The organism is Gilliamella sp. App6-5, assembly GCF_001690525.1.
GTDB lineage: Bacteria > Pseudomonadota > Gammaproteobacteria > Enterobacterales > Orbaceae > Gilliamella > Gilliamella apicola_H.
Genome location: NZ_LZGT01000019.1, coordinates 62805 through 82657, shown reverse-complemented (window position 1 = coordinate 82657; position 19853 = coordinate 62805). Strand labels below are relative to the sequence as shown.

Below are 19853 nucleotides of genomic sequence, written 5' to 3'. Positions count from 1 at the left end.
TGCTTGCAAAAGTTGTTAATTAGAGTTTTAATTAAGCAGTAAACTCTTATAATTAGAAGAGTTGAATAAAAAATAGCAGTAATTAAAGACTCAATTAACTAAATAATATCTCAAAACAATAAAGAAAATTTAGGGAAAGTTATTATGAAATATTTTGCTTGGTCCATTTCGCTTTTAGTTGGACTTATGAGCTTAGGGCAAGAGATGCTATGGTTTAGAATAGTAAGTTTTATGTTGGGGGGAGCTCCTTTTGCTTTTGCTCTGGTATTGTTTTTCTTTCTATTAGGTATTGCCTTTGGAGCAAATCGAGGTAAGGCAATTTGTTCCCGTTATTCTAACTTATTCATCGCTGGTGGGACGGTTTTAATTTTTGCTGGTTTTATTGATATATCGATTTCATTGATTATCCAATACATACCTCAAAAAAATGCTATAGGAGAATTGTTAGGTATATGTTGTATTTTAATATTCGTCGTTGCTGCTTTAAAGGCAATATTATTTCCGATCGTACATCATTTAGGTACGAATATTTCCAATGGGAAAGTAGGTGCATCTGTCTCTAAAGTCTATTTCTTTAATATTATTGGCTCAACGCTCGGTAGTTTATTAATTGGGGGTATTTTCCTTGATTATATTTCTATTTCATCCATGTTTATTCTAATTGGTATCGCTTGTATTTTATTAGGCGCATTGATGATAGTGAAAAAATCGATTGTTTCTGTCATCGCTGTTGTTATGCTTGGTAGCTGTTGCTTTTATTTAGTGAATAAACACTCGGATTATATGTTTAGAAAAGTGTTTGAACAAGGAATATCTATCGATTCTTATATTGAAAATCGTTACGGTGTGATTCATATTGTCAATGACGATAGGGATGGCAGAAAAAATATCGTATTAGGTAATAAGATGTATGACGGGATATTAAATATCGATCCAGATATCGATATAAATGATCTAAATCGACTTTATTTATTATCGGCAACCCACCCAAACCCTAAAAAAGCGCTGGTTATTGGTGTGAGCGGTGGTGCATGGACTCGTGCCTTATCAAGTTTTCCGACATTAGAAACCATTGATGGTATTGAAATCAATAAAGGCTATCTAGATATTATTAAACAATACCCTGTTGTTTCACCAATATTAAATGATCCTAAAATTAATATTTATATTGATGACGGACGACGTTGGCTTAAACGAAATAGTGAAAAAAAATATGATTTAATCATTATGAATACCACTTATCATTGGCGTTCAGGCGTAACCAATCTATTATCGCAAGAGATGATGAAAATATTACATGATTCATTAAATACTAATGGTATTTTGGCATTTAATAGTACTCGTTCACTAGATACATTAAAAACCGCCCAATCGGTATTTAACCACGCATATTGGGGCACACTTGGCTTTATTTATGCCTCTGATTCGATGATTAAACTTGATGAAGTTATTGCTAGAGAGCGCCTCGATAAGTTAGTTTTAGATGGTAGACCATTGTTTAGTAAAGAATCTAAACAACTTGAAAATGGCGCTTACAAGAAAACATTAGCGACAAAACTATTAAGTTTAGACGAAGTTGAAAAACTTTATCATTTAGGGCGAGATACGGAAATCATTACCGATAGCAATATGATAACAGAATATAAATACGGACTTTTTGGAAATAAATAAGGAACCTTTTATGTTAAGCAAAAAACAATTATTACTATTAAGTACTCTATTTTTTATTTCTGGCATGAGTGGTTTAACTTATCAAGTTGCTTGGCAACGCGCACTTTATTCGGCTTTTGGTTCCGATGTTGATTCTGTTGCAATTATTGTATCAGCATTTATGTTAGGACTTGGTTTAGGAGCCCTCGGTGGCGGAAGGATTGTCGATAAATACCCGAATAAAGCGCTACAGTTTTTTTGTTTTAGTGAATTTGGCATTGGATTATTTGGGCTAATTAGTTACCCACTTATTTTATTTATCGGCGATATTTTTATTGTTTATAATTTGGCCGTTGTTGCAGTTGTTAATTTCTTATTGGTGCTTGTTCCTACACTTTTGATGGGGGCAACGCTTCCAATTTTAATCACTTATATTGCACAATTTTGGAAAAATATTGGTCAAACAACTGGACATCTTTATGCTATTAATACTTTTGGCGCAGCAATCGGTGCTGCTTTAACAGGATTCATACTATTTAACTATTTTGGCCTTAATATTGTAACGATATTTGCAGCTTTAGGTAATTTTATAGTCGCTATAATTGCTTATCTATTTTTTAATAAAGCACAGATAAAAAAAGTTGATAATAAAATAGTATAAAGCCATTTAGAATGATAAATCGGCGGTAATTATCACCGATTTATCAATATATTAACACATATTATTAAAGTTAATGAGTTAAGAATTATCCTTGGTACCCCCCCTCCTTTACTATTAAATTCATATAAGTAATAAAGTTTACCTTTATGTATTTGTCCATGATGCTTCACCGTAATAGAATCAATAACAGGTGAGTTTGGGAAAACGTTCAGTACCAACGCTTGAAATCTATAATAATAAACATTGAGTGACCTAGCCCCACGAAAGAATCACATAACCACAGATTATAAGTGAACAAAAAATAACATAAAAAGGAATGCTGAATAAATATTACTTATAAGTCAATTTGTTAATAATTAATATTGGTTTATTAATAAAACTAATAATGGTAAATATCACAATGATTTTGTAAGTTAAAATCATATTTTGACAATTTTTGGCACTATTTTTGATATAAATTCTTTTTTTGTTAAAAAGTTTCAGGAAAGTATGTGTTTTAGTATAAGAACTGCGGTTTATTCCAACGACTATGAGTGACAATTATATACTGTTATAATTTGTTATCTTTTATTTTTAATCTATCAATAATGCAAACTAAAATTACAATTGTAGGTGCTGGCGCTGCTGGGCTTTTTTGTGCTGGCTTACTCGGTCAAAAAGGGTACGATGTTACCGTGATTGATAATGGTAAAAAACGAGGACGTAAAATCTTAATGTCTGGCGGGGGTAAATGTAACTTTACTAACTTGTCGATTGAACCGAGTAATTATATTTCTGACAATCCGCATTTTTGCAAATCGGCTTTAAAACGATTTACCCAGTGGGATTTTATTCAATTGGTGAATCAATATTATATTGCCTATCACGAAAAAGAGCATGGACAATTATTTTGCGATAATTCAGCGCAAGATATTGTTGATATGTTATTAAAAGAGTGTCAAAAAGGGCATGTTAAGTTTATGATGCAGACCCAAGTTGAAGATATTGATAGTGATGGGCAAGGATTTAAATTACATACCTCTCAAGGTATGATTGATAGTGACAATCTTATTATTGCAACTGGTGGTTTATCTATGCCGGCTCTCGGTATGACTTCAATTGGCTATAAAATTGCTGAAAAATTTGCCATCCCAGTTGTGCCTGTGAAAGCTGGACTTGTTCCGTTTACGTTGCATAAACCGTTACTTGATGTGTTATCAACCTTGTCTGGTATTGCGGTACCAGTTGAAGTATCTAATGAACGAATCTGCTTCAAAGAAAATTTATTATTTACTCACCGAGGGCTTTCAGGTCCTGCTATTTTGCAGATATCAAGTTATTGGCAAGCCGGCTCGCCAATCACTATCAATTTATTACCCGATTTATCATTTGAGTCATCGTTTAAACCATTATTAGCACAAAATCGTAATCAAACTATAAAAAATTGCTTAGCACAGATTTTACCGAAAAGGCTTATTGAAGTATTAATACAACTGAAGTTGATAAATGACGTAATAGTCAAGCAACTGGATCCTAAACAACAGCAAAACTTGTATAATACATTAACACACTGGAGCATTACTCCAAATGGTACAGAAGGTTATCGTACTGCCGAGGTGACACTAGGTGGTGTAAGTACTGATGCGCTATCATCTAAAACTATGGCTGTTAAAACGCACTCGAACCTTTATTTTATTGGTGAGGTTGTTGATGTGTCAGGATGGTTAGGTGGTTATAATTTTCAATGGGCATGGAGCAGTGCATTTGCTTGTGCTCAAGCGTTTAATTGATGATTAAATTAATCATCAATTACCCCCATGTGAATATTGTATTTTTTGACCTTATATTGTAACGTTGTGCGCGAAATATTTAATCGTTTTGCCGCTGTGATAATTTTACCATTAGCTTGATTTAATGCATCAATGATAAGCTGCCGTTCATAGTTTTCAACTTGTTCAGTTAAGTTGTTTTCATAAGTAGATTTATTGATAGGTGTTTTGTCAGTTTTATGTGTCTTATCGTCTTGGGAAAATGAACTGTTGAGCTCAAAGAGCTCTTCATCAAGGGTAATATGCTGTAATTCACCTGATTTGTTTTGTAATACCATGCTTCTGACAATTGCATTTTCAAGCATACGCACATTACCGGGCCAAGGGGCAGTTATTAATTGTTGCAGAGCCTGTTCACTGATACCACTAATTACGACATTGACATCGTTTTTATGTTTATCAATAAAATAGCGTGCTAAAACGGGAATATCTTCTGTTCTGTCACGTAAAGCGGGAAGTTTTATTAAACCGACATTTAATCGATAAAATAGATCGCTTCTTATTTTTCCTGTTTTTAATAGTTCTGTTGGTGATTCATTCATGGCAGCAACAATACGAACATCAGAATGCATTTCTTTATTACCACCTAATTGCCAATAGGTTTTTTCTTGAAGAAATCGTAATAATTTGCTTTGCATTTCAAGCGGCATTGCGTTTAATTCGTCAAGAAACAATGTACCGCCGTTAGCGAGTTCTAAGTAACCTTGACGGTTTTCAGCACCCGTAAATGCCCCTTTTACAGTACCAAATAAAGTACTTTCGATCAGTGTAGTCGGTAGTGCACCACAATTAAGCGAGATGAAAGCTTTATCACGGCGTTGGCTTGTTTTGTGTATTAAACGAGCAAATAGCTCTTTGCCTGTTCCGGTTTCGCCCACAATTAACACAGGAACATCATTGCGCCCTAACATATTGGTTTGGTCGATAACTTTTTGCATTTTTTCTGAAACAAAAACAATATCGGGTAATGGTTGCTCTTTATTGTGGTATAACTTACTGTTTAGTTTCAAAACTTGATCTTGTAGGTGTCGAACTGTCGATAGGTTTCGACCTATTTCAATTGCACCAATGATCTCTTTTTTCTCATTATAAAGCGGAACGGTGGTATGCAAGTAATCAACCACCTTGCCAACATGATTATAATAAGATTGGTAGTTGTCTTGATATTCTTTTCCGAGTTGCAAGGCTTGCAACATCGTACTGTCTTCCTTTTTTAAATTAGGATAAACCTCAAGCATTGGTTTGCCAATCGCTTGTTCCTTAGGGTAGCCATCCAGTTCTGCGCTTTCCTGATTATAATAAATATAATTGCCTTTTTTATCGATAATAGCTATCGGCTGATGGATTAAATCAAAAAAATGTTTAAATATTTCCAATGCTTGTAATAATTCAGGATCAATGGTCATGATATTAGTACCTTTTAATATTTGGATTATTTGCTAAATTTAGCCAAATTTAATTTAAATCTCTTTCAACCATCATATGAAAATGACGAAATTTTGTCATAAAAACATATTTTATACTAAATGACTAAATCTTTACTTATGATTTTTTTGTTAACAAATTGATTATTTGTAATTTTAAAGTTGGCATGCTGATTGCACTATATGTGAGAAACCATTTTTTATTTTTTGTACTTTTTATGTACTAATTAACTGGAGGTCATATGTCCGACGCAATTATGTCAAATTATAACAAATTACGTACAGATCTTGTAACTAAAGATCGCCGTTTCAGTGCCGAAAACGGTAAATTATGTTTAGATGGCGTTAATTTAGAAGAGTTAGCAAAAAAATATCCTACCCCTTTTTATGTGTTTTCTGAAAAAGAAATTGATCGTAATGTACAAGAGATTAAAGATGCATTTAAGGCTCATCCGAATACAAAAATTTTCTATGCTTCAAAAACTTGTTCTGTTATGGGTGTGCTAAAAGCGATTAAAGATGCGGGTATCTATGCTGAGGCGAATTCTATGTTTGAAGTACGCAAATGCTTAGAAATCGGCTTTAGCGGTAGTCAAATTGTGTTTAACGGCGTGGTAAAAAAACCAGTGGATTTAGAATTTGCAATCCAAAATGATCTGTATATCATCAATGTCGATAGTTTATATGAACTTGATATTATTGATGAAATATCAACACGTTTGAAAAAAGTAGCAAACGTTTGTGTGCGCGTTGAACCGAATGTGCCATCAGCGACTCATGCAGAATTAGTAACGGCTTATCATGCTAAATCAGGTATCGATTTAGAACAAGCAGAAGAGACTTGCCGTCGAATTCTGGATATGCCTTATGTACATTTACGTGGTTTACATATGCATGTTGGGGATCAAGTGCCTGAAGCAGAACCTTTTGCAAAAGCAACTAAAGTATTAGTTGATGAATCACGACGTTTAGAAGAAGTACTTGGCATTAAATTTGATTTAATCAATGTTGGTGGTGGGATTCCTGTTCCATATAAATATGACGAAGAAAATGGTAATCCATTGCAAGATAATATGTATGCAGGCATAACCGCACAAGACTTTGCTGATGCAGTAATTAGCGAAGTACACAAATGGCGCACCGATGTTGAAATTTGTATTGAACCTGGTCGTAAAGTAACTGGTTCAGCTGGAGTACTTGTAACTGAAGTTGCCTGTGAAAAACGTAAAACCAATTACGATTTAGACGGCAACATTGAAGAGCATGTTGAATGGAAATTTGTTGATGCAGGCTATAGCGTTTTATCTGATAGCCAGCATTTTGATTGGTTCTTCTATGTTTATAATGCTTCAAAAATCAATGAAGCACATGACGAATACATTAAGCTAGCAGGACCTTTATGTGATGGTGGCGACTATTACCATATTGGCGTGAAAGGTGAAGAGTTCTTAATGCCAAAAGACACACAAGTTGGTGATATTGTTGCTTTCTTGGATGCTGGTGCTTACACCATTGAAAGCCAAACAGTCTATAACAATCGTCCTCGCACATCGGTTGTCATGATCGATAAAGACGGTAAAGATAGATTAATTCGTCGTGAAGATACTTACGAAGATATGGTTGGATACGACATATACTAATCATCAATTATCTGGGGCATTTTATGCTCCAGATATTATAATACGAGGTTATTATGAGTGATTCTAAAGATTCAAGTTTACTTGGTATCAAAGACATTGTGTTTATGAATGTCATTGCGATACTAAGTTTACGTCAGATTCCCAATGTTGCTCCATATGGGGCGTCAGCAATGGTGCTTTGGCTACTTGCTGCATTTTGTCTATTTTTCCCATTAGCGATGGTTTGTGGTGAGCTTTCAACTGGCTGGCCAAAAGATGGTGGGATTTTTGTATGGGTGAAGGAGGCTTTTGGTAAACGCATTGGTTGGATTGTTGTAGTGTGCTTCCTATTCTCATGTGTGCTGTTTTTCCCGTTAATGTTGCAATTTGGATTTACGGCAATTGGGTACATGTTTAGTGCCGAGTTAGCTCAGAATCAAGTATTTATTGGTGTAGGATCTATGGTTGTATTCTGGATTTTGACACTGATGAATATCAAAGGAATGCAATGGACTAAGATTATTAATAGTGTTAGTGCATGGCTTGGTGTATTTATTCCTGCTGCTATTATTATTGTCTTAGCTATTGTGTGGTTGTTGACGGGGCATCCTATGGCGACAAGCTATAGTCATGTCAGTGATTGGTTACCCGATTTAAGTAACTGGGATACTATTGTATTTTTATCAAGCATGATGTTTGCTTTTGCTGGGCTTGAAGTGGCACCGATGATAGCTGGACGTACACGTGATCCACAACGTGATTTTCCTAAAGCTATGGCGGTGTCGGCAATTGTGATTGTGGGTATCTATATGATTGGTACTTGGGCAATTAATACTTTATTACCAGCAGCCGATACTGATATTGTAGCGGGTGTTATGCAGGCGATGGAAGCCGCAGCTAAAGAATTACATATGCCTTGGTTATTACCTGTTATGGCTATTTGTCTATTTTTTGGTGCGTTAGGTCAAATTAACTCATGGTTAGTTGGTCCAATTTATATGTTACAAGAAGCATCAAAAGAAGATAATTTACTTGGCGAACGTATTGGTCGCTTACACCCAGTGTATAAAACGCCGGCCTTTGCATTAATTATTCAAGCCATTATTGTAACTGTACTTTGTTTTTCAACCTTTGTGTCACCAAGTATTGCGGCAGCATATTGGATGTTAACCGCATTAACGACAATCTGTTATTTTATTCCGTACTTGGTAATGTTTATTGCTTATTATCGTTTACGTATTACTCAACCGGATGTACCTCGTAGCTTTAAAATTCCAGGTAAAGTGATGCCAGTTGTATTACCAGCACTTGGGTTCTTATCTACTCTATTTGCTGTGATATTAGTATTTATTCCACCTGCGCAAATCGATATGGGGGGATATGTTGAGTATATTGCTAAAATCGTTGGTGGTGCAGTGCTTGCCATTGGTTTAGCTGAATGGATCTATTATCGAGCACAAAAACGTAATCGTTTGCAGTAGTAATAGTATATAGAGGAGTAAAAGTATGTACAAACCTATATTAGAAATTGATTTACGCAAATTAACAAGCAATGCTCGTGTTGAAAAAGATCTGTTAGCTAAACACGGCATTGAAGTTATGGCGGTTAATAAAGTCTTTGATGGTTGCGTTGAAACGGCCAAAGCCGTTCTTGACGGCGGTATTGATGTGATTGCTGAGTCAAGAACATATAATCTTAAGAAATTAAAAGATGCATTAGATTGCAAAACCTGCTTATTACGTAGCCCTTGTTTAAGCGAAATTAGCGATGTTGTTAAATATGCTGATATTAGCTTAAACAGTGAAAAAGCAGTAATTCAAGCACTTTCTGATGAAGCGGTTAAACAACAAAAAGTTCATCAAGTTTTATTAATGGTCGATATGGGGGATTTACGCGAAGGGATTTGGTTTGAACATATTGATGAAATTATTGATATGGTAAAACTCATTCTTTCTTTACCAGGTGTTGAGCTCTATGGGCTTGGCACTAACTTTAACTGCTATGGTACGGTGCTACCAACAGTTAAAAATGGAGTAGACTTTTTAAATATAGCGCGTAAAGTAGAGCAGTCTTGTAATATTAAGATAAAATATTTATCGGCCGGTAATTGTACTAGTTACCACTTATTGGACAAAGGTATTTGGCCAGAGGGATTGAATCATTTGAGAATTGGTGGTTTACACGAGTTTGGTATTGAATATGTGGATATGAAATATCTTGACGAATTTCATCATTCAAATAAACCCGTGGATAAGGCATGTAGTAATATGTATAAATTATATGCGCAAATCATTGAACTCAATAGCAAACCGACAGTGCCGGTTGGCGAGTTAGGTGTAGATGCTTTTTTAAATAGTAAAACCTTTGTTGATCATGGTATACGTAAACGAGCCTTGCTGGCTTTTGGGCGTCAAGATGTGCCAGCAGAAAGTTGTATACCTATCAATGATGATATTACTATATTGGGTCAAACCAGTGATCATACGTTGGTCGACATTGAAGATGTTACTCAAACTCTTCGTGTTGGCGATATGATTGGATTTGAACTCGATTACACTGCCTTGCTAATGGCTTGTCAAACTAATGGTGTAGAAAAACGGTTTATTTATTAATTTGTGTTAGCTGCTGGGCAACCAGCAGTTTTTATTAATTACTAGGCGGTTTATATGACAACATCTGAATCACAAGAAAGCCCTTATCCCAGCAGTAATTTAAAGAAGAACTTAAAAAATCGTCATTTGTTGATGATTTCATTAGGTGGATCAATTGGTACCGGATTATTTATTGGTATTGCAGCTCCACTGAGCACCGTTGGTCCATTAGGAACCATTATTGCTTATTTAATGGCGGGAAGTATAATGCTTTCAACCATGCTATGTTTAGGTGAACTTTCTTGTGCATTTCCTCATGCTGGTTCATTTCAACACTATGCGTTGATGTTTATCCCAAATCCAATTTGGAGCTATACCATAGGTTGGCTGTATTGGCTAAGTTGGGTATTGTCTATGGCTGCAGATTTAACTGCCGCCTCAATGATTGCTCACCAAGCCTTCCCTTTAATTCCTATTTATCTTTTTAGTTTGTTAATTCTAATTGTTATTACTTCAGTACATTTAACATCTGTTCGTGCATTTGGTGAAAGTGAGTATTGGTTTTCAACCATTAAAGTACTCGCGATTATTGTTTTTATTGGGGTAGGAATTTATTTACTTTATCATCAGTATACCGAAACTCATGTTTTACCAACATTCAAAACAGAAAATGGCTGGTTTCCTAATGGCTTTTTAGCCATATTTGTGTGTATGACTATCGTGACTTACTCATTTCAAGGAGTTGAATTAATTGGTAATGCAGCTGGCGAAGCGCAATCTCCACAGTCAGTGTTACCCAAAATTATTACTGGTGTGGCTTTCCGTATTATTCTATTTTATATCCTAGCTATTGCTGTATTAGCTCTCGTTTACCCGTATGGAACAGTGCATTCTGAAATTAGTCCATTTGTGTGGGTATTTAATAAAGCGGGAATTACATTTGCTTCGTATGCGATGCTTTTTGTGATCTTTTGTGCAGCAATATCAGCAACGAATTCAGCCATTTATGCCAGTTCAAGAATGCTATGGTCTATGGCGCAAGATAATTTAGCTCCAAAATACTTTTCCGAAGTCAATCAACGAGGCGTGCCTACAAAAGGTATTTTATTTATTGCAGTTATTGCGTTAGTTTCATTATTTTCAAAATATATTGCCGCTGAAAAATTGTATATTTATTTAGTAGCAGGAACCGGACAAGTAGGCTGTTTTGCATGGATTATTATTGCTTTGTGTCAGTATCAATTTCGTAAGGGTGTAAATAGCGGCAAATATTCAAAAGAAATGATAAAATTTAAATCACCGCTATTCCCTTGGCTGGCTGGTATTTCTATCATCGTTAATGTTGTGATTATTGTTGGCGTTTGGTTTGGTGAGTCAGGTTATTTTATTTTACTTTCTGAAATAATATTAATTGTGATAATTCTAATATCTTATTTTTTCTATAAAAAATGAGTTGTTTCAATAAGTCATAATTAATTGTATATTGCTTAATTATGTAATCACTAATTCAAGGTTTATTATTGTTAGTGATTACATACTATTAAGAATTAATAAAACTTAAATTGGTTTAGCTAAATACTATTTTTATATCTCAATATTGTTATTATCGTACTATCAAAAAATTAAAACTAATGTTTATTTTAAAAAAGCAGCTATACCTGTAAAAACAACTTGTGCGGCAATGGCTGATATCAGTAACCCTGTTAGTTTTGATAATATCGCGATCCCTGTATTTTTTAGTACTTTTGCAATACTTTTAGCGCATAACAGCATAATATAAATACCTATTGAAGCGACGAATAATGAAATCGCACCAATTAGATTTGATACAATACCAATTGAGCTAGTTCCCATAACAATGATAGTCCCGATGGATGCGGGCCCCATGCATAGAGGAATAGCGAGAGGGACAACACTAATATCATCATCGCTACTAATTTTGTTTTTTTCTGGTGAATCATTCATTAGCGACACCGCAGTGATAAATAGTAATGCTCCCGAACCAATTCGAAATGCATCAAGGGTAAAACCAAAAACACTAAACATGGTATTGCCGAAAAAGAATAGAATGATACCGATGATAAATACCGCACATGATGTTTTTAGGGCTATTTTGCGCCTAAGTTGTTCATCATATTGTTTTGTGCCACTTAAAAATGCACTTAAAACCGCAGGCGGTGTCATTAATGCAAACAATTTTACTGTTGTAGACAAAATTGCAAAAATATACTCAACCATTGCACCACCTTTTACATTATTAAAAAATTTGCTTTAATTTTGCTAACCATTATTGTTGGATTAAAATTATATTTTTCATATATAAAAACGGTCACCACAAAGGTGACCATCTTAATCTGATATTTTTATTGATAATCAATAAAAATTAGTTAAGGCGCTCTTTGATACGAGCCGCTTTACCACGAAGTTCGCGTAAGTAGTAAAGTTTAGCTTGACGTACTTGACCACGACGTTTCACAGTAATTGAATCAACAATTGGTGAGTGAGTTTGGAATACTCGTTCTACACCTTCGCCATTGGAAATTTTACGTACAGTAAATGCAGAGTGTAAACCACGATTACGAATTCCAATGACAACACCTTCATAAGCTTGAAGACGTTTTTTATTACCTTCAACAACCCATACTTTTACTTCAACCGTGTCACCAGGGCGAAAAGACGGGATGTCTTTCTTCATTTGTTCTTGTTCTAATTGCTGAATAATTGCATTTTTCATAATATTATCTCTTACTAGTTATACTGAAATATTAATTGCCTTGTTTGTCACTGTATTCACGTTTAAATTCAGCGAGTAAACATTGCTCTTCATCAGTCAGAGCTAGATTTGCAAGAAGATCTTCTCTTCTTAACCAAGTTCGCCCTAGTGATTGTTTTAATCGCCAGCGACGAATCGCTTCATGGTGACCAGACATTAATACATCAGGCACCGCCATTCCATCTAACACCTCAGGCCGAGTATAGTGTGGACAGTCAAGTAAACCATTAGCAAAAGAGTCTTCTTCTGCCGATGATTGGTGATTTAGCACGCCAGGAATAAACCTTGCTAGTGCATCAATCATAGTCATCGCTGGTAATTCACCACCACTTAATACGTAATCACCAATTGACCATTCTTCATCAATTTCAGTTTGGATAACGCGTTCATCTATACCTTCGTATCGTCCACAAATCAAAATTAATTTTTGCTTTTGTGACAACTCGCAAACACCTTGTTGATTTAATTTGCGCCCTTGTGGGGAAAGATAGATCACTTTTGTATCGTTACCAGCAACTGCTTTTGCTGCATGAATCGCATCTTTAAGTGGTTGTACCATCATTAACATGCCAGGACCACCACCGTAAGGCCTATCATCAACAGTTTTATGCTTATCATGCGCAAAATCGCGCGGGTTCCAATATTCTACTGTTAACAGCCCATTTTTAACGGCTCGACCAGTTACGCCATAACAGGTAATAGCTTGAAACATTTCGGGAAAAAGGCTAATTATGCCAATCCACATAGTGTTACCTTACCAATTAAAAAGCAGGATCCCAATCGACCACAATCATTTTTGATGTTAAATCAACTTGTTTTATAAATTGATCATCAACAAAAGGGATTAAACGTTCTGTTGCACCAAATGCATCTTTTAGATTTGCTTTTACCACTAATACATCGTTAGAACCGGTTTCCATCAAATCAGTTACCTGACCTAAATCATAACCGTTAATTGTTTTGACTCGGCAGCCAATCAGATCTTTCCAATAAAAATCACCATTGCTAAGCGCTGGTAATTTTTCTGCATCAACAAATACTTCAATATTGGTTAATGCTATTGCTTGATCACGATCATCAATACCTTTGAGCTTCACAATCATATCATGATTATGTGGTTTAAAGCTTTCTACGATTACTTCTTGCCATTGTCCAGCATGTTGGATATACCAGGGCGTGTAATCAAAAATGCTATCTGGGAATTCTGTAAACGAAAAAATCCTGAGCCACCCGCGAATGCCGTAGCTTGAACCAAGTTTACCAACAACGATGAGATTCTCAGTATTCATCATTACAGTGACTATTAATAACTAAATTAAGCAGCTTTTTGTGCTTGTTTGATTAGTGCATTAACACGATCAGAAACAGTTGCACCTAAACCAACCCAATGATTTACGCGATCAAGATCTAAACGTAATTCTTCTGCTTTACCTTGTGCAATTGGATTAAAAAAGCCAACGCGCTCAATAAAACGACCATCACGTGGGTTACGGCTATCAGTGACAACTACTTGATAAAAAGGGCGCTTTTTAGAGCCACCACGAGCTAAACGAATAGTTACCATAACATCCTCTTAAATTAAAAAATAATCTTTTTTCTGTCCAACATGGACAAAATCAAAGCCCCAGAATTATACTCTTTCTAGTAAAAAGTGCAATGGCTGTTTGTTAGCGATGCGATGTAATATTGTTTGCTTTAAGCTAAATTAGAAAAGAATGGATAAAAATAATACTGGCTATGATTTATTTAATTTAAGTGTAAACCAACAGATATTATAAAACAGGTGGTTTAATTTGATACTTAATTTATTCATCATTATGATTGTGTGGTAATACTAATTTTTATTCTTTTTTGGCAAAAAAGCGCGTTTTAATACGTCAAAGAAGCCTAGTGATCTGACCATTTTTTGCCTGTCAACGTAACCCTGAATCGCTTTTAACGTTTTTTTAGGTTCTTTAGATGCAAAGGTAAAAGTACCATTTCTTTTAGTTTGGATTGAATAACGCGGTATCCATCTACCACTAAATAGTACAGATGCTATCACATAATCGACCTCATCCCATGGAATTTGGATATATTTGCGAGGATCATGTTGATGATAAAACTCGAATGCTTTGTCGCCAATCATAATTTGTCCATACTCGGTAAAAGCGGTAAAAAATGTGGCTTTAACAGTTAGGTCTATTTTTGTGTTTAATGATTGGACCATTTGTGTGATTTCCATATTAAAAAATAGGGCTAATATAATTGTTTTTTATGATTTGATAAACCATAAAATTGCCAACTGTTTTTGTAAAAATTATTAATAATAAAAGCATAATTTAACTTATAAATTATGCTTTTATTATATTTTACTTAACGTTTGAAATTATAAAAGACCAATGACATGTCCGACAATACCTACTATAAATAAACCAACAATAATTAAAATTGGTGATACTTTTTTACGTAATAACCACATACAGAAAAATGTTAATAATAGTGGCATTAGCCCTGGTATCAATTGATCTAAGTTATTTTGTAAAGTAGTGACTTTTTCTCGAGTGAGTGATAGCCCACTTTGCATATCAATGAGTGCTTTTTGAATACCTTCAGCACCTATTGGTAAGTTATTCCAATCAATAAATGCACCATTGTCTAGTTTGACAGTAGATACGACAGGTTGGAATTTTATTGATACCCACCGTTGCACTAGCGCTGCAAGGACAAACATTCCTAAAATAGAAGCACCTTTGGTGATTTTTTGTAGTAAACCGCCCGATAAATTATCGGTAATTTTAGAACCAGTACGATAACCAAATTCTTGGGTATACCACATAAATCCCCAACGAATAATATTCCATAATAAAAAGAATAAAATAGGTCCCATAATATTGCCACTAAGCGCAAGTGAAGCACCAAGCGCACCTAGCATTGGGCGCACAGTAAACCAAAATACAGGATCGCCCACACCAGCCAATGGCCCCATCATACCGACTTTTACCCCTTGAATGGCAACATCATCGACTGCGGCGCCATTTGCTCGTTCTTCTTCTAAAGCAAGTGTAACGCCAAGTACGGGTGAAGCTAAATATGGGTGAGTATTAAAGAATTCTAAGTGACGTTTGAGGGCAGCGGAACGAGCTTCTTTAGCAGAATATAATTTCTTTATAGCAGGGATCATTGCATAAACCCAACCGCCATTTTGCATACGTTCATAGTTCCAAGAACCTTGGAGAAAGGTTGAGCGCCAAGCAACGGCTAAACGATCTTTTTTACTTAATTGAATTCTATCAGTCATTTTTTTCTCCAAGTTTCTAGTAATCATTTAAAATGTCATCAAGTGGGTCACCTTTACTGCCACCATTTGATGAATTGCCGCGTTCAGAAAGATTGAGATAAATCAATGCTAATGCAATACCTAATGCACCAAGTGCAATTAGCGTAAGTTGTGATATGGCCGCTACCACAAAACCAATAATGAAAAATGGCCATACTTCGCGGTTTGCCATCATATTAATCACCATAGCATAACCTACAGCAACGACCATACCACCACCGATCGCCATACCAGTTGTTAGCCATTCAGGCATTGCTTCTAGTGCGCCTTTGACGACTTCAGCAGGAATAAAGAGTAATGCTGCTGCTAGAATTGCGATTCTTAAGCCTTGTAAACAGATACCTAAAATTTGTAGCCATTCAATTTTTCGAATATTACCTTCTTCTGCTGCAACATCCATCATATGGACTAAAGGAACCGCAATGGTTCGAACAATCATGGTTAAGAATAATCCAGCAACAGCAAGTGGAATAGCAACCGCTATAGCTGTCGATACACCAGCTATACCTTGTCCGCCTAATACTAAAATAATGGACGATGCAACAGCTGCCAGTGCCGCATCAGGTGCAACTGCAGCGCCGATATTGGCCCAACCTAAAGCAATCATTTGCAACGAGCCACCCAATACAACTCCTGCTTCTAAATTACCGGTGACAAGTCCAATCAAAGAACAAGCCACTAAAGGTTGGTGAAATTGAAACTGATCTAAAATACCCTCTATCCCTGCTAAAAAGGCAATAATTATTACTAAAATGATGGCAATAATTGATAATGTCATAATATATCCCCTTAAATACACTAATTCTTTTGCTGCGCTAATTCTTCTTGCGCTTTTTTCAATAATTCGTCCATATTGCTGTTAGAATCGTTAGGTACTTTGCGAACATCAAATTTTACGTTTTTAGCTTTCAATTTTTCAAAAGTCTCAACATCATCGGCATTCATTGATAATACTTTATTAACCATGACTTTGCCAACGGAATGCGCCATTGAACCAATATTAAGGACATCGATATCGACACCACCATCTATAGTTCGCAGTACATCTTGTGGGTTTTCAAATAGAAGTAACGCTTTAGTATTACCAAAACGTGGGTCACGAGATACCTCAATAATTTTTTTGATGGGAACCACATTTGCTTTTACACCAGGAGGTGCTGCTTCTTGGATGAGTTTTTTTCTTAATTCATCTTTTGCAACTGAATCTGAAACAACAATAATTCGGTTGGGGTTGGTTGATTTTGTCCATGCTGTTGCAACTTGACCATGTAATAGTCGAGAATCGACACGGGCTAATACAATTTTCATTTTACCATTACCAAGCTCTGTTCCTTCTGGGATGCTATTTGCAGTTTTAGCATTAGCTAAGGATTCTGTTGGTATTTCGACATTTGCTCGGATTCCTTCTTTGCCTGGCTCAATAATTGCTCTTGCAATTTCTTTCGCAGTTTCCATTGAAAAACGAGAAGTATAGGCTTCAATTAGCATGGGTAAGTTTAAACCAGCAACAATAGCCCAATTACTATGTTCTCCACATAAATTGTTAGCCTGATTAAATGGGGTGCCCCCCCATAAATCTACTAAAAAAAGCACTTCTTCTGGATTATCAAATGTTGCTATTGATTCAAGCATTCGTTCTTTTAAATTTTCAGGACTATCACTTGGATGCAAGGTAACAGCTTTAACATTTTCTTGTTCTCCAAATATCATCGATCCTGATTGTAAAATACCTTCTGCAAACTCACCATGAGTTGCTAGGATAATTCCAACCATAACAACTACCTCCTAATTTTTATATTAATTGCATAATATAAAAGTATATAAAATAAAAATATCTGGTTATTTTACACCTTAAAATAAGTTTAAAATGGCGTGTTTATCACATTTTGATAAAAAACTTAAATTTTCTATTGTTTATCAAACTATGATTTATGTCGTAGTGCTTGACGAATAAAGCCATGTTCTTTTTTTAGTTTATTTCTAGCTTGCTCTGCATTTAGACCTGAAAGGATCATCAAAATAGCGGTTTTACAATGCCTGTTACTCTCGGTTAATGTGACAATGGCTTTTTCTCGACTGCAATCGGTGGCTTGCATAACAATGGATATTTGTCGTTCAATAAGTTTGGCGTTGGTAGCTTCTACGTCAACCATCAAATTACTATAGACTTTGCCTATTTTGATCATGCTGGCTGTGGTTAACATGTTGAGAACTAATTTTTGTGCCGTACCAGCCTTCATTCTTGATGAGCCAGTAATTACTTCTGCACCAACAATTGGTGTAATGGCGATATCGGCTAAATTAATCATTGGGGCTTTGGGATTACAGCATAAGCTTATCACCGTTGCTTCGATTGATTTAGCATATTGCATACCACCTATTACATAAGGTGTGCGCCCACTAGCAGCAATGCCAACTAAAATGTCGTTTGAGCTAAAATTGATGTTTTTCAGGTCATGAACAGCCAATTCAGGGTTATCTTCGGCGTTTTCAACCGCCTTAAAAATAGCAGGCTGTCCCCCAGCAATTAAGCCAATGACTTGTTCAGTTGGCGTGCCATAAGTAGGTGGGCACTCACTTGCATCTAAAATACCTAGACGACCAGAGGTTCCTGCCCCTATATAGATTAGCCTACCTTGATTTGAAAATGCCAAACTAATTGCATCAACAGCTTTTGCGATATTGGATAATTCTTTTTCCACTGCCAATGCGACTTTTTGATCTTCACGATTGATGATTTGTAACATTTCTAGCGTTGAATAGCTATCAATTTCTTCGCTGTTAGGATTGCGGCTTTCAGTTAACATAGTTGATAGATTAATTTGTTGCATTTTTTCTTAATCCTAGCCATAACAAAAATATCACTATAGCAAATAAACTACCAAAGCCAACACCGATAGTAATAACTGATAAATTCAGGTAAACAGCTAATGTATAAAGTCCTAGCATTAGCATCATTGCCGTATATTCGCTTAAGTTTTGTACCGAAATGACACTGCCAGCACCGACTAAATTTTTACCTATTTTTTGAATAAAAGCATTCAATGGTACCAAAAAGAAGCCACCTAATGCCCCAATAATAATAAGTAAAATATAAGATGAAATGATATTGCTTTGCAATGTGAAGGCGATTACTGCTATGCCCATCATTATCCCTGCTGGAATGCAACGTAACGTGTTGTTGATTGAAATAAATGTACTTGCCAGTCCGGCTCCAATAACAATACCGATAGCGACAATCGCGTTTAAATTTGTAGGTGTTGCATTGTCGTGTATGTTTAAAATAGCAGGAACCCAACTAATTAACAAAAAGCGTAAAGTAATACCCGCTCCCCAAAACAAGCTAGTACCTAATAATGTGAATAAGACATGTTTATCGGTGAAGATGATTTTAATTGTGTTCGCAAAATCTTTTGCTATACCCACAAATTGCCATGGAATATTTTGTCGTGCGGCAGGTAATTTAGGAATAAAAAGGTTAGCAATAATCGCTAGCCCATACATTAATACACAAATCAGTATAGATATGCTTACATTAAGATCGGCAATATGACCTCCCGCTAGCGAACCAAGTAAAATTGCCGCAATGGTCGATGCTTCAATTAAACCATTTGCTTTAACCAAATTATCGCCCGAGGTAAGTTCACCTAGAATACCATATTTAGCTGGAGAGTATGCTGCTGCACCTACCCCAACTAAAAAATATCCAGCAAAAGGACTAATGTTTAAACAGATACAACCAGCACCGAGTAATTTTATACTATTTGAAATCATCATCGCCTTGCCTTTTGACATGCTGTCAGCAAATTGACCAACAAAAGGGGAAAGAATGATGAATGGTAGCACAAAACTAATTTGTAATACTGATTGGCTCCAAGCTGGATAATGTAGATTTTTGATGAAAGCAAGGATAGCAAAAAAGATGGCGTTATCGGCAAATGCTGAAAAAAACTGCGCCAGCATGGTTGCGACCATGCCTTTGCTTAAAAGAGAATATCTATTCATGT

19 protein-coding genes and 2 pseudogenes are annotated in these 19853 nt (G+C 35.6%); 7 read left to right on the top strand and 14 right to left on the bottom strand.

The features are described 5' to 3' along the window. Nucleotides 1-144: 144 nt before the first annotated feature. Nucleotides 145-1671 (top strand): hypothetical protein, encoded by a 1527-nt coding sequence (locus A9G24_RS02615; RefSeq protein ID WP_065637642.1) that lies wholly within the window; start codon nt 145-147, stop codon nt 1669-1671. 10 nt (nt 1672-1681) lie between these two features. Then, nucleotides 1682-2311: a fused MFS/spermidine synthase gene (locus A9G24_RS02610; protein ID WP_065637641.1), complete on the top strand. Its 630-nt coding sequence runs from the start codon at nt 1682-1684 to the stop codon at nt 2309-2311. Between the two features lie 32 nt (nt 2312-2343). Here A9G24_RS02610 and A9G24_RS13295 read toward each other — a convergent pair whose 3' ends face one another. Then, nucleotides 2344-2529 (bottom strand): 50S ribosomal protein L19, encoded by a 186-nt coding sequence (locus tag A9G24_RS13295; RefSeq protein WP_141673039.1) that lies wholly within the window; start codon nt 2527-2529, stop codon nt 2344-2346. Between the two features lie 369 nt (nt 2530-2898). Between A9G24_RS13295 and A9G24_RS02605 the strand changes: the two genes are divergently transcribed. Continuing rightward, nucleotides 2899-4080 (top strand): NAD(P)/FAD-dependent oxidoreductase, encoded by a 1182-nt coding sequence (locus A9G24_RS02605; protein WP_065637640.1) that lies wholly within the window; start codon nt 2899-2901, stop codon nt 4078-4080. Between the two features lie 8 nt (nt 4081-4088). On the opposite strand, the gene A9G24_RS02600 is transcribed toward A9G24_RS02605, so the two are convergent. Beyond that, nucleotides 4089-5528: a sigma 54-interacting transcriptional regulator gene (locus tag A9G24_RS02600; RefSeq protein WP_141673038.1), complete on the bottom strand. Its 1440-nt coding sequence runs from the start codon at nt 5526-5528 to the stop codon at nt 4089-4091. A gap of 257 nt (nt 5529-5785) precedes the next feature. Between A9G24_RS02600 and lysA the strand changes: the two genes are divergently transcribed. Genes lysA through A9G24_RS02580 form a run of 4 tightly spaced genes read left to right on the top strand, consistent with a single transcriptional unit; the run spans nt 5786 to nt 11206 of the window. Continuing rightward, complete coding sequence (gene lysA, locus A9G24_RS02595) at nt 5786-7183, top strand: diaminopimelate decarboxylase (protein ID WP_065637638.1); 1398 nt, start codon at nt 5786-5788, stop codon at nt 7181-7183. Nucleotides 7184-7236: 53 nt separating this feature from the next. Beyond that, nucleotides 7237-8643, top strand: coding sequence for an APC family permease (locus A9G24_RS02590; RefSeq protein ID WP_065637637.1), 1407 nt, complete (start codon nt 7237-7239; stop codon nt 8641-8643). Between the two features lie 25 nt (nt 8644-8668). Continuing rightward, the gene (locus A9G24_RS02585; protein WP_065637636.1) at nt 8669-9775 is read left to right on the top strand and encodes an alanine/ornithine racemase family PLP-dependent enzyme; all 1107 of its coding nucleotides are present in this window, start codon (nt 8669-8671) and stop codon (nt 9773-9775) included. A 54-nt stretch (nt 9776-9829) separates the two neighbouring features. Further along, the gene (locus tag A9G24_RS02580; RefSeq protein WP_065582332.1) at nt 9830-11206 is read left to right on the top strand and encodes an amino acid permease; all 1377 of its coding nucleotides are present in this window, start codon (nt 9830-9832) and stop codon (nt 11204-11206) included. Nucleotides 11207-11389: 183 nt separating this feature from the next. On the opposite strand, the gene A9G24_RS02575 is transcribed toward A9G24_RS02580, so the two are convergent. From A9G24_RS02575 to lplT, 12 genes and pseudogenes are all read right to left on the bottom strand, one after another. Beyond that, a complete protein-coding gene (locus A9G24_RS02575) occupies nt 11390-11992 on the bottom strand; it encodes a MarC family protein (RefSeq protein ID WP_065637635.1) in 603 nt (200 codons plus the stop codon). A 145-nt stretch (nt 11993-12137) separates the two neighbouring features. Further along, entirely contained in the window at nt 12138-12488 is a 351-nt protein-coding gene (gene rplS, locus A9G24_RS02570) for a 50S ribosomal protein L19 (protein WP_034913735.1), read from the bottom strand. Between the two features lie 31 nt (nt 12489-12519). Then, nucleotides 12520-13272: a tRNA (guanosine(37)-N1)-methyltransferase TrmD gene (trmD, locus tag A9G24_RS02565; RefSeq protein ID WP_065637634.1), complete on the bottom strand. Its 753-nt coding sequence runs from the start codon at nt 13270-13272 to the stop codon at nt 12520-12522. A 16-nt stretch (nt 13273-13288) separates the two neighbouring features. Then, entirely contained in the window at nt 13289-13819 is a 531-nt protein-coding gene (rimM, locus tag A9G24_RS02560) for a ribosome maturation factor RimM (RefSeq protein ID WP_141673037.1), read from the bottom strand. A gap of 23 nt (nt 13820-13842) precedes the next feature. Next, on the bottom strand, nt 13843-14091 hold the full coding sequence (gene rpsP / locus A9G24_RS02555; protein WP_034900786.1) for a 30S ribosomal protein S16: 249 nt from the start codon (nt 14089-14091) through the stop codon (nt 13843-13845). 270 nt (nt 14092-14361) lie between these two features. Next, nucleotides 14362-14736: a DUF956 family protein gene (locus A9G24_RS02550; RefSeq protein WP_065637632.1), complete on the bottom strand. Its 375-nt coding sequence runs from the start codon at nt 14734-14736 to the stop codon at nt 14362-14364. A gap of 159 nt (nt 14737-14895) precedes the next feature. After that, a complete protein-coding gene (locus tag A9G24_RS02545) occupies nt 14896-15807 on the bottom strand; it encodes a PTS system mannose/fructose/sorbose family transporter subunit IID (protein WP_065637631.1) in 912 nt (303 codons plus the stop codon). A 16-nt stretch (nt 15808-15823) separates the two neighbouring features. After that, nucleotides 15824-16624, bottom strand: a complete 801-nt coding sequence (locus A9G24_RS02540) for a PTS mannose/fructose/sorbose transporter subunit IIC (protein WP_065637630.1) — start codon at nt 16622-16624, stop codon at nt 15824-15826. Between the two features lie 20 nt (nt 16625-16644). Further along, a pseudogene (locus A9G24_RS13290) lies at nt 16645-17187 on the bottom strand (PTS system mannose/fructose/N-acetylgalactosamine-transporter subunit IIB); the annotation flags it as partial. 65 nt (nt 17188-17252) lie between these two features. Then, nucleotides 17253-17619 (bottom strand): annotated as a pseudogene (locus A9G24_RS13285) (PTS sugar transporter subunit IIA); the annotation flags it as partial. Between the two features lie 149 nt (nt 17620-17768). Continuing rightward, nucleotides 17769-18677 (bottom strand): N-acetylmuramic acid 6-phosphate etherase, encoded by a 909-nt coding sequence (gene murQ / locus A9G24_RS02530; protein ID WP_065637628.1) that lies wholly within the window; start codon nt 18675-18677, stop codon nt 17769-17771. Next, entirely contained in the window at nt 18664-19851 is a 1188-nt protein-coding gene (lplT, locus tag A9G24_RS02525; protein WP_065637627.1) for a lysophospholipid transporter LplT, read from the bottom strand. The genes murQ and lplT overlap by 14 nt, the downstream gene beginning before the upstream one ends. Nucleotides 19852-19853 lie beyond the last annotated feature (2 nt).

Coding starts and splice junctions, on each gene's coding strand:
- A9G24_RS02615 (WP_065637642.1), top strand. CDS start 145: ATGAAATATTTTGCTTGGTCCATTTCGCTTTTAGTTGGACTTATGAGC.
- A9G24_RS02610 (WP_065637641.1), top strand. CDS start 1,682: ATGTTAAGCAAAAAACAATTATTACTATTAAGTACTCTATTTTTTATT.
- A9G24_RS02605 (WP_065637640.1), top strand. CDS start 2,899: ATGCAAACTAAAATTACAATTGTAGGTGCTGGCGCTGCTGGGCTTTTT.
- lysA (WP_065637638.1), top strand. CDS start 5,786: ATGTCCGACGCAATTATGTCAAATTATAACAAATTACGTACAGATCTT.
- A9G24_RS02590 (WP_065637637.1), top strand. CDS start 7,237: ATGAGTGATTCTAAAGATTCAAGTTTACTTGGTATCAAAGACATTGTG.
- A9G24_RS02585 (WP_065637636.1), top strand. CDS start 8,669: ATGTACAAACCTATATTAGAAATTGATTTACGCAAATTAACAAGCAAT.
- A9G24_RS02580 (WP_065582332.1), top strand. CDS start 9,830: ATGACAACATCTGAATCACAAGAAAGCCCTTATCCCAGCAGTAATTTA.
- A9G24_RS02575 (WP_065637635.1), bottom strand. CDS start 11,992: ATGGTTGAGTATATTTTTGCAATTTTGTCTACAACAGTAAAATTGTTT.
- rplS (WP_034913735.1), bottom strand. CDS start 12,488: ATGAAAAATGCAATTATTCAGCAATTAGAACAAGAACAAATGAAGAAA.
- trmD (WP_065637634.1), bottom strand. CDS start 13,272: ATGTGGATTGGCATAATTAGCCTTTTTCCCGAAATGTTTCAAGCTATT.
- rimM (WP_141673037.1), bottom strand. CDS start 13,819: ATGATGAATACTGAGAATCTCATCGTTGTTGGTAAACTTGGTTCAAGC.
- rpsP (WP_034900786.1), bottom strand. CDS start 14,091: ATGGTAACTATTCGTTTAGCTCGTGGTGGCTCTAAAAAGCGCCCTTTT.
- A9G24_RS02550 (WP_065637632.1), bottom strand. CDS start 14,736: ATGGTCCAATCATTAAACACAAAAATAGACCTAACTGTTAAAGCCACA.
- A9G24_RS02545 (WP_065637631.1), bottom strand. CDS start 15,807: ATGACTGATAGAATTCAATTAAGTAAAAAAGATCGTTTAGCCGTTGCT.
- A9G24_RS02540 (WP_065637630.1), bottom strand. CDS start 16,624: ATGACATTATCAATTATTGCCATCATTTTAGTAATAATTATTGCCTTT.
- murQ (WP_065637628.1), bottom strand. CDS start 18,677: ATGCAACAAATTAATCTATCAACTATGTTAACTGAAAGCCGCAATCCT.
- lplT (WP_065637627.1), bottom strand. CDS start 19,851: ATGAATAGATATTCTCTTTTAAGCAAAGGCATGGTCGCAACCATGCTG.